At 71.7% G+C, this 17,531-nt stretch carries 16 protein-coding genes and 1 pseudogene; 13 read left to right on the top strand and 4 right to left on the bottom strand.

Going from position 1 to position 17,531, the window contains the following annotated elements:
- Positions 1-154 precede the first annotated feature (154 nt).
- Positions 155-661: an ATP-binding protein gene (locus OG199_RS08665; RefSeq protein ID WP_356807322.1), complete on the top strand. Its 507-nt coding sequence runs from the start codon at positions 155-157 to the stop codon at positions 659-661.
- A gap of 30 nt (positions 662-691) precedes the next feature.
- Here the strand turns inward: OG199_RS08665 and idi are convergent, their stop codons facing one another.
- From idi to galE, 4 genes and pseudogenes are all read right to left on the bottom strand, one after another.
- A complete protein-coding gene (gene idi, locus OG199_RS08660; RefSeq protein ID WP_356807317.1) occupies positions 692-1,285 on the bottom strand; it encodes an isopentenyl-diphosphate Delta-isomerase in 594 nt (197 codons plus the stop codon).
- 677 nt (positions 1,286-1,962) lie between these two features.
- Positions 1,963-2,697, bottom strand: a pseudogene (locus tag OG199_RS08655) (class I SAM-dependent methyltransferase); the annotation flags it as partial.
- A gap of 320 nt (positions 2,698-3,017) precedes the next feature.
- Positions 3,018-3,956 carry a cation diffusion facilitator family transporter gene (locus OG199_RS08650; protein WP_405828886.1) on the bottom strand — a complete coding sequence of 313 codons (939 nt, stop codon included), beginning with the start codon at positions 3,954-3,956 and terminating at the stop codon, positions 3,018-3,020.
- Positions 3,957-4,094: 138 nt separating this feature from the next.
- Positions 4,095-5,072, bottom strand: coding sequence for a UDP-glucose 4-epimerase GalE (galE, locus tag OG199_RS08645; RefSeq protein ID WP_405828884.1), 978 nt, complete (start codon positions 5,070-5,072; stop codon positions 4,095-4,097).
- Positions 5,073-5,453: 381 nt separating this feature from the next.
- Between galE and OG199_RS08640 the strand changes: the two genes are divergently transcribed.
- The 12 genes from OG199_RS08640 (at position 5,454) to OG199_RS08585 (ending at position 17,491) form a co-directional block, all read left to right on the top strand.
- Positions 5,454-7,247 carry a DUF5941 domain-containing protein gene (locus OG199_RS08640; RefSeq protein ID WP_401805391.1) on the top strand — a complete coding sequence of 598 codons (1,794 nt, stop codon included), beginning with the start codon at positions 5,454-5,456 and terminating at the stop codon, positions 7,245-7,247.
- Positions 7,244-7,996, top strand: coding sequence for a sugar phosphate nucleotidyltransferase (locus OG199_RS08635; RefSeq protein ID WP_401805209.1), 753 nt, complete (start codon positions 7,244-7,246; stop codon positions 7,994-7,996). The genes OG199_RS08640 and OG199_RS08635 overlap by 4 nt, the downstream gene beginning before the upstream one ends.
- A complete protein-coding gene (locus OG199_RS08630; protein ID WP_266704310.1) occupies positions 7,984-9,045 on the top strand; it encodes an iron-containing alcohol dehydrogenase family protein in 1,062 nt (353 codons plus the stop codon). Before OG199_RS08635 ends, OG199_RS08630 begins: the two co-directional genes overlap by 13 nt.
- Entirely contained in the window at positions 9,023-9,802 is a 780-nt protein-coding gene (locus OG199_RS08625; protein ID WP_405828882.1) for a CDP-alcohol phosphatidyltransferase family protein, read from the top strand. Before OG199_RS08630 ends, OG199_RS08625 begins: the two co-directional genes overlap by 23 nt.
- Positions 9,803-9,810: 8 nt before the next feature.
- Positions 9,811-10,683, top strand: coding sequence for a glycosyltransferase family 2 protein (locus tag OG199_RS08620; RefSeq protein WP_405834468.1), 873 nt, complete (start codon positions 9,811-9,813; stop codon positions 10,681-10,683).
- 99 nt (positions 10,684-10,782) lie between these two features.
- A complete protein-coding gene (locus tag OG199_RS08615) occupies positions 10,783-11,712 on the top strand; it encodes an ABC transporter permease (protein WP_356807306.1) in 930 nt (309 codons plus the stop codon).
- Entirely contained in the window at positions 11,705-12,478 is a 774-nt protein-coding gene (locus OG199_RS08610) for an ABC transporter ATP-binding protein (protein ID WP_401805211.1), read from the top strand. Before OG199_RS08615 ends, OG199_RS08610 begins: the two co-directional genes overlap by 8 nt.
- 358 nt (positions 12,479-12,836) lie before the next feature.
- Complete coding sequence (gene hpnC / locus OG199_RS08605; protein WP_405828879.1) at positions 12,837-13,739, top strand: squalene synthase HpnC; 903 nt, start codon at positions 12,837-12,839, stop codon at positions 13,737-13,739.
- Positions 13,736-14,686 (top strand): presqualene diphosphate synthase HpnD, encoded by a 951-nt coding sequence (gene hpnD, locus OG199_RS08600; RefSeq protein ID WP_266704322.1) that lies wholly within the window; start codon positions 13,736-13,738, stop codon positions 14,684-14,686. The genes hpnC and hpnD overlap by 4 nt, the downstream gene beginning before the upstream one ends.
- Positions 14,686-14,826: a DUF6380 family protein gene (locus OG199_RS08595; RefSeq protein WP_356803113.1), complete on the top strand. Its 141-nt coding sequence runs from the start codon at positions 14,686-14,688 to the stop codon at positions 14,824-14,826. Before hpnD ends, OG199_RS08595 begins: the two co-directional genes overlap by 1 nt.
- Positions 14,823-16,364: a hydroxysqualene dehydroxylase HpnE gene (hpnE, locus tag OG199_RS08590; RefSeq protein WP_405828877.1), complete on the top strand. Its 1,542-nt coding sequence runs from the start codon at positions 14,823-14,825 to the stop codon at positions 16,362-16,364. Before OG199_RS08595 ends, hpnE begins: the two co-directional genes overlap by 4 nt.
- Entirely contained in the window at positions 16,361-17,491 is a 1,131-nt protein-coding gene (locus tag OG199_RS08585; RefSeq protein WP_356803109.1) for a polyprenyl synthetase family protein, read from the top strand. Before hpnE ends, OG199_RS08585 begins: the two co-directional genes overlap by 4 nt.
- The last annotated feature ends 40 nt before the right edge of the window (positions 17,492-17,531 follow it).

Below are 17,531 nucleotides of genomic sequence, written 5' to 3'. Positions count from 1 at the left end.
AAGGGCAGGAGCGGTCGTCAGGTCGCCCGTGTCATACGGCGACGATCAGAAAACGTCGATAAGCGCTGACTTCTGTTCAGTCATCGGGTCCGGACCAGCGTGTTCCCACACTCGACGTGTGGTGACAATCGAGCGCAAGGGTGGCGACCGGACGATGGAGAACCACGGGCGGGGGTCCGACTCCCGTCCCGAAGGCGGCGGGGACGTGCCTCCCGATCGGAGACCGCCGGGTCCGCTGCCGTACGAGGGGGTGTGGCGGTTCACCGCCCCCGCCGTCGACGCCTCGGTGCCGCAGGCGCGACACGCCGTCCGTGACCTGCTCGCCCGGCAACGGGTGCCCGCCTCGGACGACCTCGTGCAAGGGCTCCTGCTGATCGTCTCCGAACTGGTCACGAACGCCGTCCGGCACGCGGCACTGCTGTCCCCGACGCTCGCCGTCGAGGTGGCCGTCGGCGCCGAGTGGGTGCGTGTCTCCGTGGAGGACAACCACCCCTACCGTCCGACGGCCCTGGAGGCCGACCACGGCCAGACCGGCGGGCGCGGGCTGCTGCTGGTGCGGGAGGTCGCCAGGGAGTCGGGCGGGGTGTGCGACGTCGAGCACACGGCGACCGGCGGCAAGGTGATCTGGGCCGCCCTGCCGCTCACGCCGAGTGTCGTCTAGATCCTGCCGGGAAGCCTCCCCGCGGGTCCGTCACCAGCCGGCGGACGGGCCCGTCAGCTCCCTGACCGCGGGACGGGCCGCGTCCAGGACGGTCATGAACCACGACGAGAAGGGGTCCTTCTCGTGCCGCTCGTCGAGCTCGGCGGCGGTCACGAAGGCCGTGTCGCCGACCTCCTCCGCGTCGGGCCGCAGCGAGGCCTGCACCATCCCGACGAAAAGGTGGTTGTACTCCTGCTCCACCAGGCCGGACTCCGGGTCCGGGTGGTTGTAGCGGACCGTGCCCGCCTCCGCGAGCAGCGAGGGGGAGACCCCGAGCTCCTCGTAGGTCCGGCGGGCGGCCGCCGCGAAGGGGGCCTCGCCGGGGTAGGGGTGGCCGCAGCAGGTGTTGGACCACACACCGGGCGAGTGGTACTTGCCCAGGGCGCGCTGCTGGAGCAGCAGCCGCCCGCGCTCGTCGAAGAGGAAGACGGAGAAGGCCCGGTGCAACTGCCCGGGTGGCTGATGGGCGGCGAGCTTCTCAGCCGTGCCGATCGTATTGCCGTCCTCGTCGACCAGCTCGAGCAAGATCGCTTCAACGGTGCCGTTCGACGAACTGTGCGTCGCGGTGGCAGGTGTGATCGGCATACCCATCCTTCGCATCGGTCTTCGAGTCCCAAGTCTGCCGTACGAAACCGGCACTCCCGGCACTTCACGGCTCCCCGCATGTCCCGCTCCGGACTCCCGGGGCGGGACGTGCGGCCGGTCGGCATCGGGCGCCGGAAGTGGCCGGACACCTGATCGTGCCCGGTGCCGCGGACGAGGAATCGTCCAGGACAGGGGCCGACAGATGTTCGCCCCGCACCCCGTGCACGGTCCCCGTCGGGAAGATCGGATCCGGGCCGGACGCCGACCCCGGAGCGGGCGGGACGCCTCGCGGCGGGTGGGCCGTACGCCGACGGGGGCGGGCGCCGAGGCGCTCCGCGGTCGGCCGGGACGGGCGCGTACGCCGACGGGGGCCGTTCCGCTGTCGGCGGGGTCGGTCCGTGCGGCGGCGGGGGGCGGGTGCGGTACCGGGGGTTGGGTGCGGGGACGGTGGGGTCGGTTCGGGTGCCGAGGGGGTGCCGTGCCGGTGGGGTCGGTCCGAGCGTGGGACGGGCCGGGCGTGGAACGGGTGTGGAACGTGACGGGTGTGGAACGGGCCGGGCCCGATGCCCGATGCCCGATGCCCGATGCCCGATGACCGGCCCGGGCGTCGAGGGGGTTGGGTCGCCGCCGGGCCGGCTCGGACGGTGGTCGGGCCGGGGTCAGGTGCCGTCCGCCACCGGACGCAGCACATGGCCGACGTAGCCGTACTCCCCTCCGTGCGCGCGGCGCAGGGCGATCTCCGCCCGGGTGTCCGCGACGGCCTGGGCCATGCCGGGCCGGGCGAGGTCGGCCGCGTCCGCGTGGGCGGCGAGCGGCCGGTAGTACTCGTGCCAGTCGGACTCCGGCAGGAGCACCGTGCCCAGGACCTCGTACCCGGCGTCGCGTGCGGCCCGGGTGTCCTCCGCGGTCGTGCGCAGCAGCCCGTCCCAGAAGGCGCGGGCCCGGTCGGACGGCATCTCGACCGTCCACGAGCAGTGCGTGAGCACCAGCGTGCCACCAGGGGCGAGCAGCCGCCGCCACGTGCGCAGCGCGGTGTCGAAGCCGATCAGATAGGCCGAGCCCTCCGCCCAGACGAGATCGAACGAACCGTCCGGGTAGGGGAGTTCGCCCATGTCCCCGTGGACGGCGCAGATGGACGCGGAGAGGGAGCGCGCCTCGGCGGCCGTCCGCAGTTCGTCGAGGAACGGTTCGTGCAGATCGACGGCGGTCACCCGTGCCCCGGCCTCCCCGGCCAGCAACAGCGCGGACCGGCCGGGCCCGCAGCCCAGGTCGAGCACGCGCGGGCGATCCGGCAGCGGACCGGCGAGCGAGAGCAGGTGCCGGGTGGTGGCGTCGGACCCGGGGCCCTGCCGGGGCAGTCCGTGGTGCAGGGCGAAGAAGGCCTCGAGGGAGGCGTTGTGATCGGACAGCATGAGCAGCCTTCGGATGCGGGGCCCGGGCCGTCGCGCACGCCGTACGGCGTGGGTCAGCCGTGGACCCGGGGGACGGGGACACATCTGTCGCCGCGCACGGCGGCGTCGAACGTGACAGTCATCGACCCATCTCCTCCTCGGACGGCCGGAAGGCCGCCACGCTAGCACCGGGCGGCACGGCCCGGCATCCGTGTTTTCCGGACCGCCGACCGGCCGAAGAGGACCGTCTCCCGGCCCGCGCGACCGGTGCGTGCGACCGGCTCGTGCGTGCGACCGGTCCGTGCGTGCGGCCGCTCCGTGCGACCGGTCCGCGCACCCGCTCAGTGGCAGAGCCTCGCCTCGTGCCGCGCGTGTCCGCTCGGTTCCAGCTGGAAGGTGCAGTGCTCCAGGTCGAAGTGGTGGCCCAGGCGGCCCCTGAGCTCGAGGAGCACCTTCTCGTGCCGGCCGGCGTCCAGCACGTCCGCGGCGACGACCACATGCGCGGAGAGGACCGGCATGCCGGACGTGATGGTCCAGGCGTGCAGGTCGTGGACGTCCTCGACGCCGGGCACGGCCACGATGTGGGCGCGCACCTCCGCCATGTCGACATGCTGGGGCGCCGCCTCCAGAAGCACGTCCAGCGTCTCGCGGAGCAGCTTGCAGGTGCGCGGGACGATCATGACGCCGATGAGGATCGAGGCGATCGGGTCGGCGGCCTGCCAGCCGGTGGTCATGATCACCGCCGCGGAGACGACGACGGCCCCGGAGCCCAGTGCGTCCGCCGCCACCTCCAGGAAGGCGCCGCGCACGTTCAGGCTGTCCCGGCGGCCGCGCATCAGCAGCGCGAGGGAGACCGTGTTCGCGGCCAGGCCGACCAGGCCGAGGACGACCGTCGGTCCGCCCGCGGTCCCGGCGGGCGTCACGAAGCGCTGGACCGCCTCGTACAGGACGTAGCCCCCGACACCGAGCAGCAGCAGACAGTTGGCGAGCGCGGCGAGGATCTCGGCCCGGGCGTAGCCGAAGGTGCGGTTCCCGCCGGCCGGGCGGTTGGCGAAGTGGATCGCGAGCAGGGCCATGCCGAGGCCCAGCGCGTCCGTCGCCATGTGTGCCGCGTCCGCGACGAGCGCGAGCGAGTCGGCGAGGACACCGCCGGTGATCTCGACCGCCGTCACGGCCAGCGTGATCGACAGCGCCACCCGCAGTCGCCCGCGGTAGGCGGCCGCCGCCGTGCCGGTCGCGGGCCCGCCGTGCGCGTGCCCGTGGTCGTGTCCAGCCCCCATGGAAAGCCGCCTCCCGTCCGCTGCCCGGAAGCACAGTGAACTACGGGTGGGGGGTATCGGGCCAAGGCTGCACTGAACACCGTTGTCATCTGCTCTGACCTGCGCAAACGAGACGCAGGTCAGAGCGGGCAAAGATCGTTAATCCTGTGTCGGGGGGTGATGAAGCCGCCATCCGTCCCACGCCGACGCGACCATCTCGCGCACTCCGCGCCGCGCGGTCCAGTCCAGCTCCCGGGCGGCCAGCGCGGCCGAGGCGACCGCGCGCGGCGCGTCACCGGGACGACGCGGCTCGACGACCGGCTCCCGGGTGTCACCGCTGACCTCCGCGATGAGCGTGAGCAGCTCACGTACCGAGACGCCCTCGCCCCGGCCGATGTTCACGGTGAGATCGCCCGTCGCGTCACCCGTCAGCCGGCGGGCCGCCGCGAGGTGCGCCTCGGCGAGATCCGCGACGTGGATGTAGTCCCGGACGCAGGTGCCGTCCGGCGTCGGATAGTCGGCGCCGAAGATCCGCGGGGCCTCGCCACGGATGAGACGGTCGAAGACCATCGGGATCACGTTGAACACCCCGGTGTCGGCGAGCTCCGGCGAGGCCGCGCCCGCCACGTTGAAGTAGCGCAGGCACACCGTTGCGATGCCGTGCGCCCGGCCCGCTGCCCGCACCAGCCACTCCCCGGTGAGCTTCGTCTCGCCGTACGGGCTCATCGGCGCGCACGGGGTGTCCTCCGTGATGAGGTCCACGTCCGGGTTGCCGTAGACGGCCGCGGACGAGGAGAACAGGAACCGCCGCACGCCCGCCCCGGCCACCGCCTCGAGAAGCGTCGCGAGACCGCCCACGTTCTCCTGGTAGTAGCGCGTGGGCTGCTCCACGGACTCACCGACCTGCTTGCGCGCCGCGAGATGCACCACACCCGTCACCGCGTGCTCCGCGAGAACCCGCTTGAGCAGCTCCCCGTCCAGAGACGAGCCCTGCACCAGCGGGATGCTCTCCGGGAGCCGCCGGGCCACCCCGGCCGAGAGGTCGTCCAGGGCGACGACGCGCTCCCCGGCCTCCGCCATCGCCCGCGCCACGTGTGCCCCGATGTATCCGGCCCCGCCTGTGATCAGCCATGTCATGGACGACCACCCTATGCCGGGCCCGGTACCGCGCCCGTCCTGCCGTGTTCCGGACCGGTGTGCCGGTTCTCGTAGGCAATGCCGCCAATGGTCCGGTCTGGGGTCGCGGTTTGTCGCGCGGACCCCGGATCACCGATGATGATCGCGGCGCGGACGGTCACGCAGACCAGGTTGATCGGACCGTGAACGGGTGGTGAACACCCGCTTCCCATCATCCGATAGCCTCTGCCGACATGCCGCCCGGCGGCCGCAGGCGCTGGCCGCGCCCTCCCGCCCGCCCTCGGGGCGGACGACGGGAGGACGAGGAAAGGGCCCGGGCCCGGGCCGTCCCACCACGCACATGCCGGCGCGAGGCCGCCCGGCACCCAGGGAGTGAGTTCGCTGTCGACCGCCATCCTCACCGGCCAGCCGGTCCCCGGATCGTCGCTCGAGGGCGATCTGCGGTCGCTCGGGTTCGACGTGCGCTCCGCCGTCGAAGCCGGTGACGCCGAGACCCTGCTGGCCGCCGTACCGGCAGGTGAGCGGGTCGCCGTCGTCGACGCCCGCTTCGTCGGGCACCCGCACGCCCTGCGCCTCGGCCTCACGGACCCCCGGTTCCCGGCCTCCGCGGTGCCCGGCGCCGTGACCGTGCAGCCCGAGGCCCGCCGGGCGCTGGCCCGCGCCATGGCCCGCGAGAGCTCGGCGTCCGGCGGCCTGGCCGTCGCGACCGACAACCTCGCGGGGCGTCTCACCGCCGCCCTCGACGCGGACGGCGTCGCCGTGCACCACCCCGAGCTGGGCTCGCTGGTGGCCGCCGTCCCCAGCGACCCGCAGGAACGCAACGAGATCCGGCAGGCCGTCTCCGCCGTGGACGACGAGGCCATCCGGCTGCGCAGCGCCGTGAAGGCCCGCGACGGCTTCTTCACCACGTACTGCATCAGCCCCTACTCCCGCTACCTCGCCCGCTGGTGCGCCCGCCGCGGCCTGACCCCGAACCAGGTCACCACCGCCTCACTGCTGACCGCGCTGATCGCCGCGGGCTGCGCCGCCACCGGCACCCGCGCCGGGTTCGTCGCGGCCGGCCTGCTGCTCCTGTTCTCCTTCGTCCTGGACTGCACCGACGGGCAGCTGGCCCGTTACTCCCTGCAGTACTCGACGCTCGGCGCCTGGCTGGACGCGACCTTCGACCGTGCCAAGGAGTACGCCTACTACGCGGGCCTCGCCCTCGGCGCCGCCCGCGGCGGCGACGACGTGTGGGCGCTCGCCCTGGGCGCGATGATCCTGCAGACCTGCCGGCACGTCGTCGACTTCTCCTTCAACGAGGCGAACCACGACGCCACCGCCAACACCAGCCCCACCGCGGCTCTCTCCGGCAAACTCGACAGCGTCGGCTGGACGGTCTGGGTGCGCCGGATGATAGTCCTGCCCATCGGCGAACGATGGGCGATGATCGCCGTTCTCACGGCGCTGACCACACCCCGGATCACCTTCTACGCGCTGCTCGTCGGCTGCGCCTTCGCGGCGACGTACACCACGGCGGGCCGGGTACTGCGCTCGCTGACCCGCAAGGCCCGCCGCACGGACCGGGCGGCACAGGCGCTGGCCGACCTCGCGGACAGCGGACCGCTCGTCGACCTGCTGGCCCGCCTCGCCCGCGGCACCGCCCGGCACACGGCGCCCGTCAGCGCCCTCATCGGCGGCTTCCTCGTGGTCGCCTCGGCCGTGCTGTGGGGCTCCGGCTGGCAGACCGTCGTGTTCGCCGTCGTCTACACGCTGATGTCCGCCATCGCCGTCGTCAGCCCCCTCAAGGGCGCCCTCGACTGGCTGGTCCCCCCGGTCTTCCGCGCCGCCGAGTACCTCACCGTTCTGGTACTGGCAGTCAAAGCCGACGTGAACGGAGTACTTCCGGCGGCTTTCGGCCTGGTGGCCGCGGTCGCCTACCATCACTACGACACGGTGTACCGCATCCGCGGCAACGCGGGCGCGCCGCCGCGCTGGCTGGTGCGGGCGACCGGGGGGCACGAAGGCAGGACGCTGCTGGTCACCGTCCTGGCCGCGCTGCTCACCGCCGCACAGTTCGAGGTCGCGCTCACGGTGCTCGCCGTGGCGGTGGCCGTGCTGGTGCTCTTCGAGAGCATCCGCTTCTGGGCGTCCTCCGGGGCGCCCGCCGTACACGATGAAGGAGAACCCGCATGATCGGCCTCGTGCTGGCGGCCGGCGCCGGACGGCGTCTGCGCCCCTACACCGACAGCCTCCCCAAGGCTCTCGTGCCGGTTGGTCCCGCGGGCATAGAGGACAGCATCACGGTCCTGGACCTGACCCTCGGCAACTTCGCCGAGATCGGTCTGACCGAGGTCGGCATCATCGTCGGCTACCGCAAGGAGGCCGTCTACGACCGCAAGGCGGCCCTGGAGGAGAAGTACGGCCTCCGGATCACCCTCATCGACAACGACAAGGCCGAGGAGTGGAACAACGCCTACTCCCTGTGGTGCGGCCGTGACGCCCTCACGGACGGTGTGATCCTCGCCAACGGCGACACCGTGCACCCGGTCTCCGTCGAGAGGACGCTGCTCGCGGCCCGCGGCGACGGCAAGCGGATCATCCTCGCCCTCGACACGGTCAAGAAGCTCGCCGACGAGGAGATGAAGGTCGTCGTGGACCCCGACAAGGGCGTCCGGAAGATCACCAAGCTCATGGAGCCCACCGAGGCCACTGGCGAGTACATCGGCGTCACCCTCATCGAGGGCGAGGCCGCGGCCGACCTCGCCGACGCGCTGAAGACGGTCTGGGAGACGGACCCGCAGCAGTTCTACGAGCACGGCTACCAGGAGCTCGTCAACCGCGGCTTCCGGATCGACGTGGCCCCGATCGGCGATGTCAAGTGGGTCGAGATCGACAACCACGACGACCTCGCCAAGGGACGTGAGATCGCGTGCCAGTACTGACGAGGCTCATCCCCTCGCCGGTCGTCGTCGACATCCGTCCGGGTGCCCTGGACGACCTGGCGAGCGTGCTCTCCGACGAGCGGATCTCCCACTCGGGCAAGCTGGCCGTCGCGGTCAGCGGCGGCTCGGGAGCCGGGCTGCGCGAGCGGCTCGCCCCGGCCCTGCCCGGCGCCACCTGGTACGAGGTCGGTGGCGGCACCCTCGACGACGCGATCCGGCTGGCCGGCGACATGCGAGCGGGCCACTACGACGCGGTGGTGGGCCTGGGCGGCGGCAAGATCATCGACTGTGCGAAGTTCGCCGCCGCGCGGGTCGGCCTGCCCCTGGTCGCCGTGCCGACGAACCTCGCCCACGACGGCCTGTGCTCTCCGGTCGCGACGCTCGACAACGACGCGGGCCGCGGGTCCTACGGCGTGCCGAACCCCATCGCGGTGGTCATCGACCTCGACGTGATCCGCGAGGCCCCCGCGCGCTTCGTCCGGGCCGGCATCGGCGACGCCGTCTCCAACATCTCCGCGATCGCGGACTGGGAGCTGGCCCACCGCGTCAACGGCGAGAAGATCGACGGCCTGGCCGCCGCGATGGCACGGCAGGCCGGCGAGGCCGTGCTGCGCCACCCCGGCGGCATCGGGGACAACGACTTCCTCCAGGTGCTCGCCGAGGCGCTGGTCCTCAGCGGTATCGCCATGTCGGTCTCCGGCGACTCCCGGCCCTCGTCGGGCGCCTGCCACGAGATCAACCACGCGTTCGATCTCCTCTTCCCCAGGCGCGCCGCGAGCCACGGCGAGCAGTGCGGCCTGGGAGCGGCCTTCGCGATGTACCTGCGGGGGGCGCACGAGGAGTCGGTGTACATGGCCGAGGTGCTGCACCGCCACGGGCTGCCGGTGCTGCCCGAGGAGATCGGCTTCACGGTGGACGAGTTCGTCCAGGTCGTGGAGTTCGCACCGCAGACCCGGCCAGGCCGCTACACGATCCTCGAACACCTCGACCTGAAAACCCACCAGATCAAGGACATCTACTCCGACTATGCCAAGGCCATCAGTAGCTGAACTCCGCCCCGTCGTTCATCCCGCAGGGGTGAAGGACCGGCGCAGCGGTGAGCATTGGGCGGGACGCCTGTACATGCGAGAGATCTCGCTGCGCTGCGACCGCTACCTGGTGAACACCAGGATCACGCCCAACCAGCTCACGTACCTGATGACCGTCTGCGGTGTGCTCGCGGCCCCGGCCCTGCTGGTGCCGGGGATCGCGGGCGCCGTGCTCGGCGTGGTCGCGGTCCAGCTGTACCTGCTCCTGGACTGCGTCGACGGCGAGATCGCGCGCTGGAAGAAGCAGTACTCGCTCGGCGGGGTCTACCTGGACCGCGTCGGCGCCTATCTGACCGACGCGGCCGTCCTGGTCGGCCTCGGGCTGCGCGCCGCCGACCTGTGGGGCGGCGGGCGCGTCGACTGGCTGTGGGCCTTCCTCGGCACGCTGGCGGCCCTCGGCGCGATCCTGGTCAAGGCCGAGACCGACCTCGTCGGTGTGGCCCGCCACCAGAGCGGACTGCCGCCGGTCAAGGAGGCCGCGTCCGAGCCCCGCTCCTCCGGCATGGCCCTCGCGCGCCGGGCCGCCGCAGCGCTCAAGTTCCACCGGCTGATCCTCGGCATCGAGGCGACCCTGCTGATCCTGGTCCTCGCGATCGCCGACCAGGTCAGGGGAGACCTGTTCTTCACCCGGCTCGGCACCGCCGTCCTCGCGGGCATCGCGCTCGTGCAGACCCTGCTGCACCTCGTGTCCATCCTCGCCTCCAGCAGGCTGAAGTGAGTGCGGCGATGAAGGTCGGCGCGGTGATCATCACCATGGGCAACCGCCCCGACGAGCTCCGGGCCCTGCTGGACTCCGTGGCCAAACAGGACGGCGACCGGGTCGAGGTGGTCGTCGTCGGCAACGGCTCGCCCGTCCCGGACGTCCCGGCAGGCATACGCACCGTCGAGCTGCCCGAGAACCTGGGCATACCCGGCGGCCGCAACGTCGGCATCGAGGCCTTCGGGCCCGGCGGCGCCGACGTCGACATCCTGCTCTTCCTCGACGACGACGGACTCCTCGCCACCCACGACACCGCCGAGCTGTGCCGCCGAGCCTTCGCCGCCGACCCGGCGCTCGGCATCATCAGCTTCCGTATCGCCGACCCGGAGACCGGCGAGACCCAGCGCCGCCACGTGCCGCGGCTGCGCGCCTCCGACCCGATGCGCTCCTCGCGCGTCACCACCTTCCTCGGCGGCGCCAACGCGGTCCGTACGAAGGTCTTCGGCCAGGTCGGGGGGCTTCCGGACGAGTTCTTCTACGCCCATGAGGAGACCGACCTGGCATGGCGGGCGCTGGACGCCGGCTGGATGATCGACTACCGGTCCGACATGGTGCTGTACCACCCGACGACGGCGCCTTCGCGGCACGCGGTCTACCACCGGATGGTGGCCCGCAACCGTGTCTGGCTCGCCCGCCGGAACCTTCCCGCAACGCTCGTCCCCGTCTATCTGGGCGTGTGGCTGCTCCTGACGCTGGCCCGCCGCCCCTCCGGACCCGCGCTGAAGGCCTGGTTCGGCGGTTTCAAGGAGGGCTGGACCAGCTCGTGCGGACGGAGGCGTCCCATGAAGTGGCGTACGGTGTGGCGCCTGAGCAGACTGGGCCGTCCTCCCGTCATCTGAGAAGCTCGTTCCTGTGAGCACGAGGTCCCGACCCCGGTCCCGTGCCCACGGCCCTGCCCGACCCGGCCGTGCGCATCCTGAAGACGAAAGTTTCCCCTTGTGAGTGACACAACGCAGGACGGAGCGGTCGCGGTGAGCGACCACCCGTCGCCCGATGGCGGGCTCTCCGCCGCCGAGCTGGCCGGAAAGTACGGGCTGGCGGTCAGCGGTGCGCGGCCCGGCCTCGTCGAGTACGTGCGTCAGCTGTGGGGGCGGCGGCACTTCATCCTCGCCTTCTCGCAGGCCAAGCTCACCGCCCAGTACAGCCAGGCGAAGCTCGGCCAGCTGTGGCAGGTGGCGACACCGCTGCTGAACGCCGCCGTGTACTACTTCATCTTCGGCCTGATCCTGAAGGCCAGCCGGGGCATGTCGCACGACACGTACATCCCGTTCCTGGTGACCGGCGTCTTCGTGTTCACCTTCACGCAGAGCTCGATCATGGCCGGCGTCCGCGCGATCTCGGGCAACCTCGGGCTGGTGCGCGCGCTGCACTTCCCGCGCGCCTCGCTGCCCATCTCCTTCGCGCTCCAGCAGCTCCAGCAGCTGCTGTTCTCGATGCTCGTGCTGTTCGTCGTGGCGATCGCGTTCGGCAGCTACCCGGGCCTGTCCTGGCTGCTGATCGTGCCCGTGCTGACGCTGCAGTTCCTCTTCAACACGGGCCTCGCCCTCATCGTGGCCAGGCTCGGCGCGAAGACCCCGGACCTCGCCCAGCTGATGCCGTTCATACTGCGCACCTGGATGTACACCTCCGGTGTCATGTTCTCCATCAGCAACATGCTCGTCGGCCGTCCGGAGTGGGTCATCCGCGCGCTCCAGGTGAACCCGGCCGCGATCTACATGGACCTGATGCGCTTCGCGCTCATCGACGGTTACGGCGCCTCCCACCTGCCGCCGCACGTATGGGCGATCGCGACCTTCTGGGCCGTGCTCTTCGCCACGGGCGGATTCGTGTACTTCTGGAAGGCGGAAGAGAGGTACGGCCGTGGCTGACCAGGTGTCCCACATCCCCACCGTCATCGCGGACGAGCTGCACATCGTCTACCGCGTGAACGGCGCCAAGACCGGCAAGGGCAGCGCCACCGCCGCGCTCAGCCGCATCATCAAGCGCGGCGAGGAACGGGGCGTGCGCAAGGTGCACGCCGTCAAGGGCGTCTCCTTCACCGCCTACCGCGGCGAGGCCATCGGCCTGATCGGCTCCAACGGCTCCGGCAAGTCCACCCTTCTGCGGGCCATCGCCGGACTGCTGCCCGCCGAGAAGGGCAAGGTCTACACCGACGGCCAGCCCTCCCTGCTCGGCGTGAACGCGGCCCTGATGAACGACCTCACGGGCGAGCGGAACGTCATATTGGGCGGGCTCGCGATGGGCATGTCCCGCGAGCAGATCAGGGAGCGCTACCAGGAGATCGTCGACTTCTCGGGCATCAACGAGAAGGGCGACTTCATCACGCTGCCGATGCGGACCTACTCCTCCGGGATGGCGGCGCGGCTGCGCTTCTCCATCGCGGCCGCCAAGGACCACGACGTGCTGATGATCGACGAGGCCCTCGCCACCGGCGACCGCTCCTTCCAGAAGCGCTCGGAGCAGCGGATCCGCGAGCTGCGCAAGAGCGCGGGCACGGTGTTTCTGGTCAGTCACAACAACAAGTCGATCCGCGACACCTGCGACCGCGTGCTCTGGCTGGAGCGCGGTGAGCTGCGCATGGACGGCCCGACCGAAGAGGTCCTCAAGGAGTACGAGAAGTTCACGGGCAAATAACCCGTCTCGCCCGGGGCCCCGCCGGAACGGTTCGGCGGGGCCCTGCGTCTGCAAAGGGAAAGCCAACTCCTGCTGTCCGTAGGAATCTTGACGCCAATCGGTGTGTTGTTGTGATGTGCAGGACACCCCGACGGTCCGTGCAGCGTTGTACAACGTAAGCTGTACCGGTGCTGAATCGCGCCAAGTGGGGCGATATTGCGCTACGCCCGGTACCCGCGCGCTGCGCGGACCTCCGGGCGGCGTGTCCGAAATGGGCAGTATTGGGTCGGCAGTGTAGAACGGGAGATGTGACGGCAATGGCTACGGAAACTCTCCAGCTCCGCGATGCGTGTGCCGTCCTCGCGCCGGGCGGCGAGCGGTGACCGAAGCCGGGACGGCCCGCACCGGAGATCCGGAGCGCGGCACCCTCGACAAGGCCGCCGACGAGAACTTCCCCGTCGCGCCCTTCTTTCTGCCCCGGGCCTGGCGCGACGACCTGATGGCGGTCTACGGCTTCGCCCGCCTCGTCGACGACATCGGCGACGGCGATCTGGCCCCCGGCGGCGCGGACGCCCGGCTGCTCGGCGTGTCGCCCGAGGGGGCCGAGGACCGCCTCGTGCTCCTCGACGCCCTCGAAGCGGACCTTCACCGGGTGTTCGATTCGACCCCGCTCCACCCCCTGCTGCGCCGCCTGCAGCCCACGGCGCGCCGCGCCGGCCTCACCCCCGAGCCCTTCCTCGGCCTGATCGGGGCCAACCGCCAGGACCAGCTCGTCTCGCGGTACGAGACGTACGACGACCTGCTGGCCTACTGCGAGCTGTCCGCCAATCCGGTGGGGCGACTGGTCCTCTCGATCACCGGCACCTCGACGCCCGAGCGGGTCCGCCGCTCCGACGCGGTGTGCACGGCGCTGCAGATCGTCGAGCACCTCCAGGACGTGGCCGAGGACCTCGGCCGCGACCGCGTCTACCTGCCCGCCGAGGACATGAAGCGCTTCCATGTCCAGGAGGCGGATCTCGCCACGGCCACAGCAGGCGCATCGGTGCGCGCGCTGGTTGCATACGAAGCAGAACGCGCGCTCAACCTCCTGAATGAAGGCACCCCCCTCGTGGGTAGCGTCCACGGCAGGCTGAAGCTGCTGCTCGCGGGGTTCGTGGCAGGGGGAAGGGCGGCAATCCGTGCGATTGCCGTCGCTGAATACGACGTACTTCCCGGCCCGCCCAAGCCCGGCAAGCTCCAGTTGCTGCGCGAGGTGGGAGTGACTCTGCGAGGAAAGGGGTGATCCGGACCGTGGAGTCGGAACAACACGTGTCCGCACCGGTACTCGCCGCTTACAGCTACTGCGAGGCAGTGACCGGTCAGCAGGCGCGTAATTTCGCGTACGGCATCCGACTTCTCCCGACGCCCAAGCGTCGTGCGATGTCGGCGCTCTACGCGTTCTCACGGCGTGTCGACGACATCGGCGACGGCACGCTGGCACCGGATGTGAAGGCGGCCCGTCTCCAGGACACCAGGGCGCTGCTCACCCGGGTCCGTGAAGGCCGGGTCGACGAGGACGACACCGACCCGGTCGCGGTCGCCCTCAGTCACACCGCGGCGTACTTCCCGGTGCCGCTCGGCGGCCTCGACGAGCTCATCGACGGCGTCCTGATGGACGTACGCGGTGAGACGTACGAGACCTGGGACGATCTGAAGGTGTACTGCCGGTGCGTGGCCGGGGCGATCGGGCGGCTCTCGCTTGGCGTGTTCGGTACGGAACCGGGGGCGCGCGGCGCCGAACGCGCGCCGGAGTATGCCGACACGCTCGGGCTCGCGCTCCAGCTCACCAACATCCTGCGGGACGTACGTGAGGATGCCGCGGACGGGCGCACCTATCTGCCCGCCGACGACCTCGCGAAGTTCGGCTGCTCGGCCGGGTTCAACGGGTCGAAGCCGCCGGAGGGCTCCGACTTCGCGGGCCTGGTGCACTTCGAGGTGAGACGGGCCCGCACCCTCTTCGCGGAGGGCTACCGGTTGCTGCCCATGCTGGACCGGCGCAGCGGCGCCTGCGTCGCGGCCATGGCGGGCATCTACCGGCGGCTGCTGGACCGCATCGAGAGGGAGCCGGAGGCCGTGCTGCGCGGCCGCGTCTCGCTGCCGGGCCGGGAGAAGGCGTACGTCGCCGTGCGCGGCCTCTCCGGCCTGGACGCGCGGCACGTGTCCCGCCGCACCGTCAGGAGGCGCACCTGATGGACAATCTGGGCCAAGGTGACTCCACCGGAGAAATGCGGCACGCAACCCTCCGGCGGTCCGCGGCGTCCCTGACTGCGACGGCCGGTCGTACACCGTTCGAGGATCGCGGCGGGCCGAAGGGGGAGGACGCACGATGAGCGAGGCCACGCAGCCGGGGGAGCCGGACGCGGACGGTCCGGACGGCCCGGGCCGCTCCGGGACGCCCGCCGGTGCGGCCGGCCCCGGGACATCCGCCGTGGTGGTCGGTGGCGGGCTCGCCGGGATCACCGCCGCCCTCTCGCTCGCCGACGCCGGGGTGCGCGTGACGCTGCTCGAAGGCAGGCCGCGGCTGGGCGGGCTGGCCTTCTCCTTCCAGCGCGGCGAGCTCACCGTGGACAACGGCCAGCATGTGTTCCTGCGCTGCTGCACCGCCTACCGGTGGTTCCTCGACCGCATCGACGCGACCTCGCTGGCGCCGGTGCAGGATCGTCTCGACGTGCCCGTTCTCGACGCGGAGGGCACTGCGGGACGACGGCTCGGCAGAATCGGCCGCACCGCGCTGCCGGTGCCGCTGCATCTCGCGCGCAGCCTGGCGACCTATCAGCATCTGTCGCTCACCGAGCGCGCCAAGGTCGGCCGTGCCGCTCTGGCGCTCAAGGCGCTCGACCTCGACGATCCGGCGCTCGACGACCAGAACTTCGGCAGCTGGCTCGCCGGGCACGGTCAGTCGGAGCGTGCCGTCGAGGCACTGTGGGACCTGGTGGGGGTCGCCACCCTCAACGCGGTGGCCGGCGACTCGTCGCTCGGGCTCGCCGCGATGGTGTTCAAGACCGGTCTGCTGTCCGACCCGGGCGCGGCCGACATCGGCTGGGCGCGCGTTCCGCTGGGCGAACTGCACGACACACTGGCCCGCAAGGCGCTCGACTCCGCGGGCGTCCGTACCGAAGTCCGTACACGAGTCACCTCCATCTCCCTCAACGAGAACGGGCGTTGGAGCGTTCAGGTTCCCGGCGAGACATTCGACGCGGACACCGTGGTGCTCGCCGTGCCCCAGCGCGAGGCGCACGATCTGCTGCCCGCGGGCGCGCTGGACGCCCCCGAGCGACTCCTGGAGATCGGTACCGCGCCCATCCTCAACGTCCACGTGGTCTACGACCGCAAGGTGCTCACGCGTCCGTTCTTCGCGGCGCTCGGCTCCCCGGTGCAGTGGGTCTTCGACCGCACCGAGGCGTCCGGACTGCGGGAGGGGCAGTACCTGGCCCTGTCCCAGTCGGCCGCCCAGCACGAGATCGACGAGACCGTCGCCGTGCTGCGCGCACGCTATCTGCCGGAGCTGGAGCGGCTGCTGCCCGCCGCCCGCGACGCCGAGGTGAAGGACTTCTTCGTGACCCGGGAGCGCACCGCGACGTTCGCCCCCGCCCCCGGCGTCGGGCGGCTGCGGCCCGGCGCCCGCACCAAGGCTCCCGGCCTGTACCTGGCCGGCGCGTGGACCGCCACCGGGTGGCCCGCGACCATGGAGAGCGCGGTCCGCAGCGGCGCCGGTGCCGCGGGAGCCGCACTGGGCGCCCTGGGCCGGCCCCGCGATCACCTCCTCGCGTTCGAGGAGACGGCCCCCACCCTGCCGGGAGACACCCCCCGGGCCCCCGGCCGAACACCGGCGGGAACGGGCGCTTCACCGCGAGGTGGACTCAGGTGAGGGTCGAGCAGCGCGCGGTGGACCCCCGCACCCCCGGTACCGCAACAAGAGGAGAGACTGTGCCCACTGTGCCCCCGGCCGAATCGGCTGCCGACGCGGTGGACGTGACCGCGCTCCTGGAGCGCGGCCGGACCCTGGCCACACCGGTGCTGAAAGCGGCCGTCGACCGCCTGGCGTCGCCCATGGACACCGTCGCCGCCTACCACTTCGGCTGGATCGACGCAGCGGGCAACCCCGCCGACGGCGACGGGGGCAAGGCCGTGCGCCCGGCGCTGGCCGTCCTGTCCGCGCAGGCCGCGGGCGCCGCCCCGGAGGTCGGCGTGCCCGGCGCGGTCGCGGTGGAGCTGGTGCACAACTTCTCGCTGCTGCACGACGACCTCATGGACGGCGACGAGCAGCGCCGCCACCGCGACACCGTCTGGAAGGTGCACGGCCCCGCCCAGGCGATCCTGGTCGGCGACGCCCTGTTCGCGCTCGCCAACGAGATCCTCCTCGAACTCGGCACCGCCGAGGCCGGCCGCGCCACCCGCCGCCTGACCACCGCCACCCGGGCCCTCATCGACGGCCAGGCACAGGACATCTCCTACGAGCACCGCGACCGGGTCAGCGTCGAGGAGTGCCTGGAGATGGAGGGCAACAAGACGGGCGCCCTGCTCGCCTGCGCCTGCTCGATCGGCGCGGTCCTCGGCGGCGCGGACGACCGCACCGCCGACACGCTGGAGCGGTACGGCTACCACCTCGGCCTGGCCTTCCAGGCCGTCGACGACCTGCTCGGCATCTGGGGCGACCCGGAGGCCACCGGCAAGCAGACCTGGAGCGATCTGCGCCAGCGCAAGAAGTCCCTGCCGGTCGTGGCGGCACTCGCCGCGGGCGGGCCCGCCTCGGAACGGCTCGGCAGGCTGCTCGCCGAGGACGCCAAGGCCAGCGACTTCGAGAACTTCTCCGAGGAGGAGTTCGCGGCCCGCGCCGCGCTCATCGAGGAGGCGGGCGGCCGCGAGTGGACCGCCCAGGAGGCACGCCGTCAGCACACCATCGCCATCGAGGCCCTGAACGCCGTCGAGATGTCCGACCAGGTGCGGGCAGAGCTCGTCGCGCTCGCCGACTTCGTCGTCGTACGAAAGAGATGATCACTATCGGTCGAATAAACCTCGCGTAGTCGCCGGCCGG

The sequence above is a fragment of the Streptomyces sp. NBC_01176 genome, from assembly GCF_045039825.1.
GTDB lineage: Bacteria > Actinomycetota > Actinomycetes > Streptomycetales > Streptomycetaceae > Streptomyces.
Note: the sequence above shows the minus strand (reverse complement) of the source record. Positions and strands in the feature narration are given on the sequence as shown.

Coding starts and splice junctions, on each gene's coding strand:
- OG199_RS08665 (WP_356807322.1), top strand. CDS start 155: ATGGAGAACCACGGGCGGGGGTCCGACTCCCGTCCCGAAGGCGGCGGG.
- OG199_RS08625 (WP_405828882.1), top strand. CDS start 9,023: ATGCCAAGGCCATCAGTAGCTGAACTCCGCCCCGTCGTTCATCCCGCA.
- galE (WP_405828884.1), bottom strand. CDS start 5,072: ATGACATGGCTGATCACAGGCGGGGCCGGATACATCGGGGCACACGTG.
- hpnE (WP_405828877.1), top strand. CDS start 14,823: ATGAGCGAGGCCACGCAGCCGGGGGAGCCGGACGCGGACGGTCCGGAC.
- OG199_RS08595 (WP_356803113.1), top strand. CDS start 14,686: ATGGACAATCTGGGCCAAGGTGACTCCACCGGAGAAATGCGGCACGCA.
- OG199_RS08650 (WP_405828886.1), bottom strand. CDS start 3,956: ATGGGGGCTGGACACGACCACGGGCACGCGCACGGCGGGCCCGCGACC.
- OG199_RS08620 (WP_405834468.1), top strand. CDS start 9,811: ATGAAGGTCGGCGCGGTGATCATCACCATGGGCAACCGCCCCGACGAG.
- OG199_RS08635 (WP_401805209.1), top strand. CDS start 7,244: ATGATCGGCCTCGTGCTGGCGGCCGGCGCCGGACGGCGTCTGCGCCCC.
- idi (WP_356807317.1), bottom strand. CDS start 1,285: ATGCCGATCACACCTGCCACCGCGACGCACAGTTCGTCGAACGGCACC.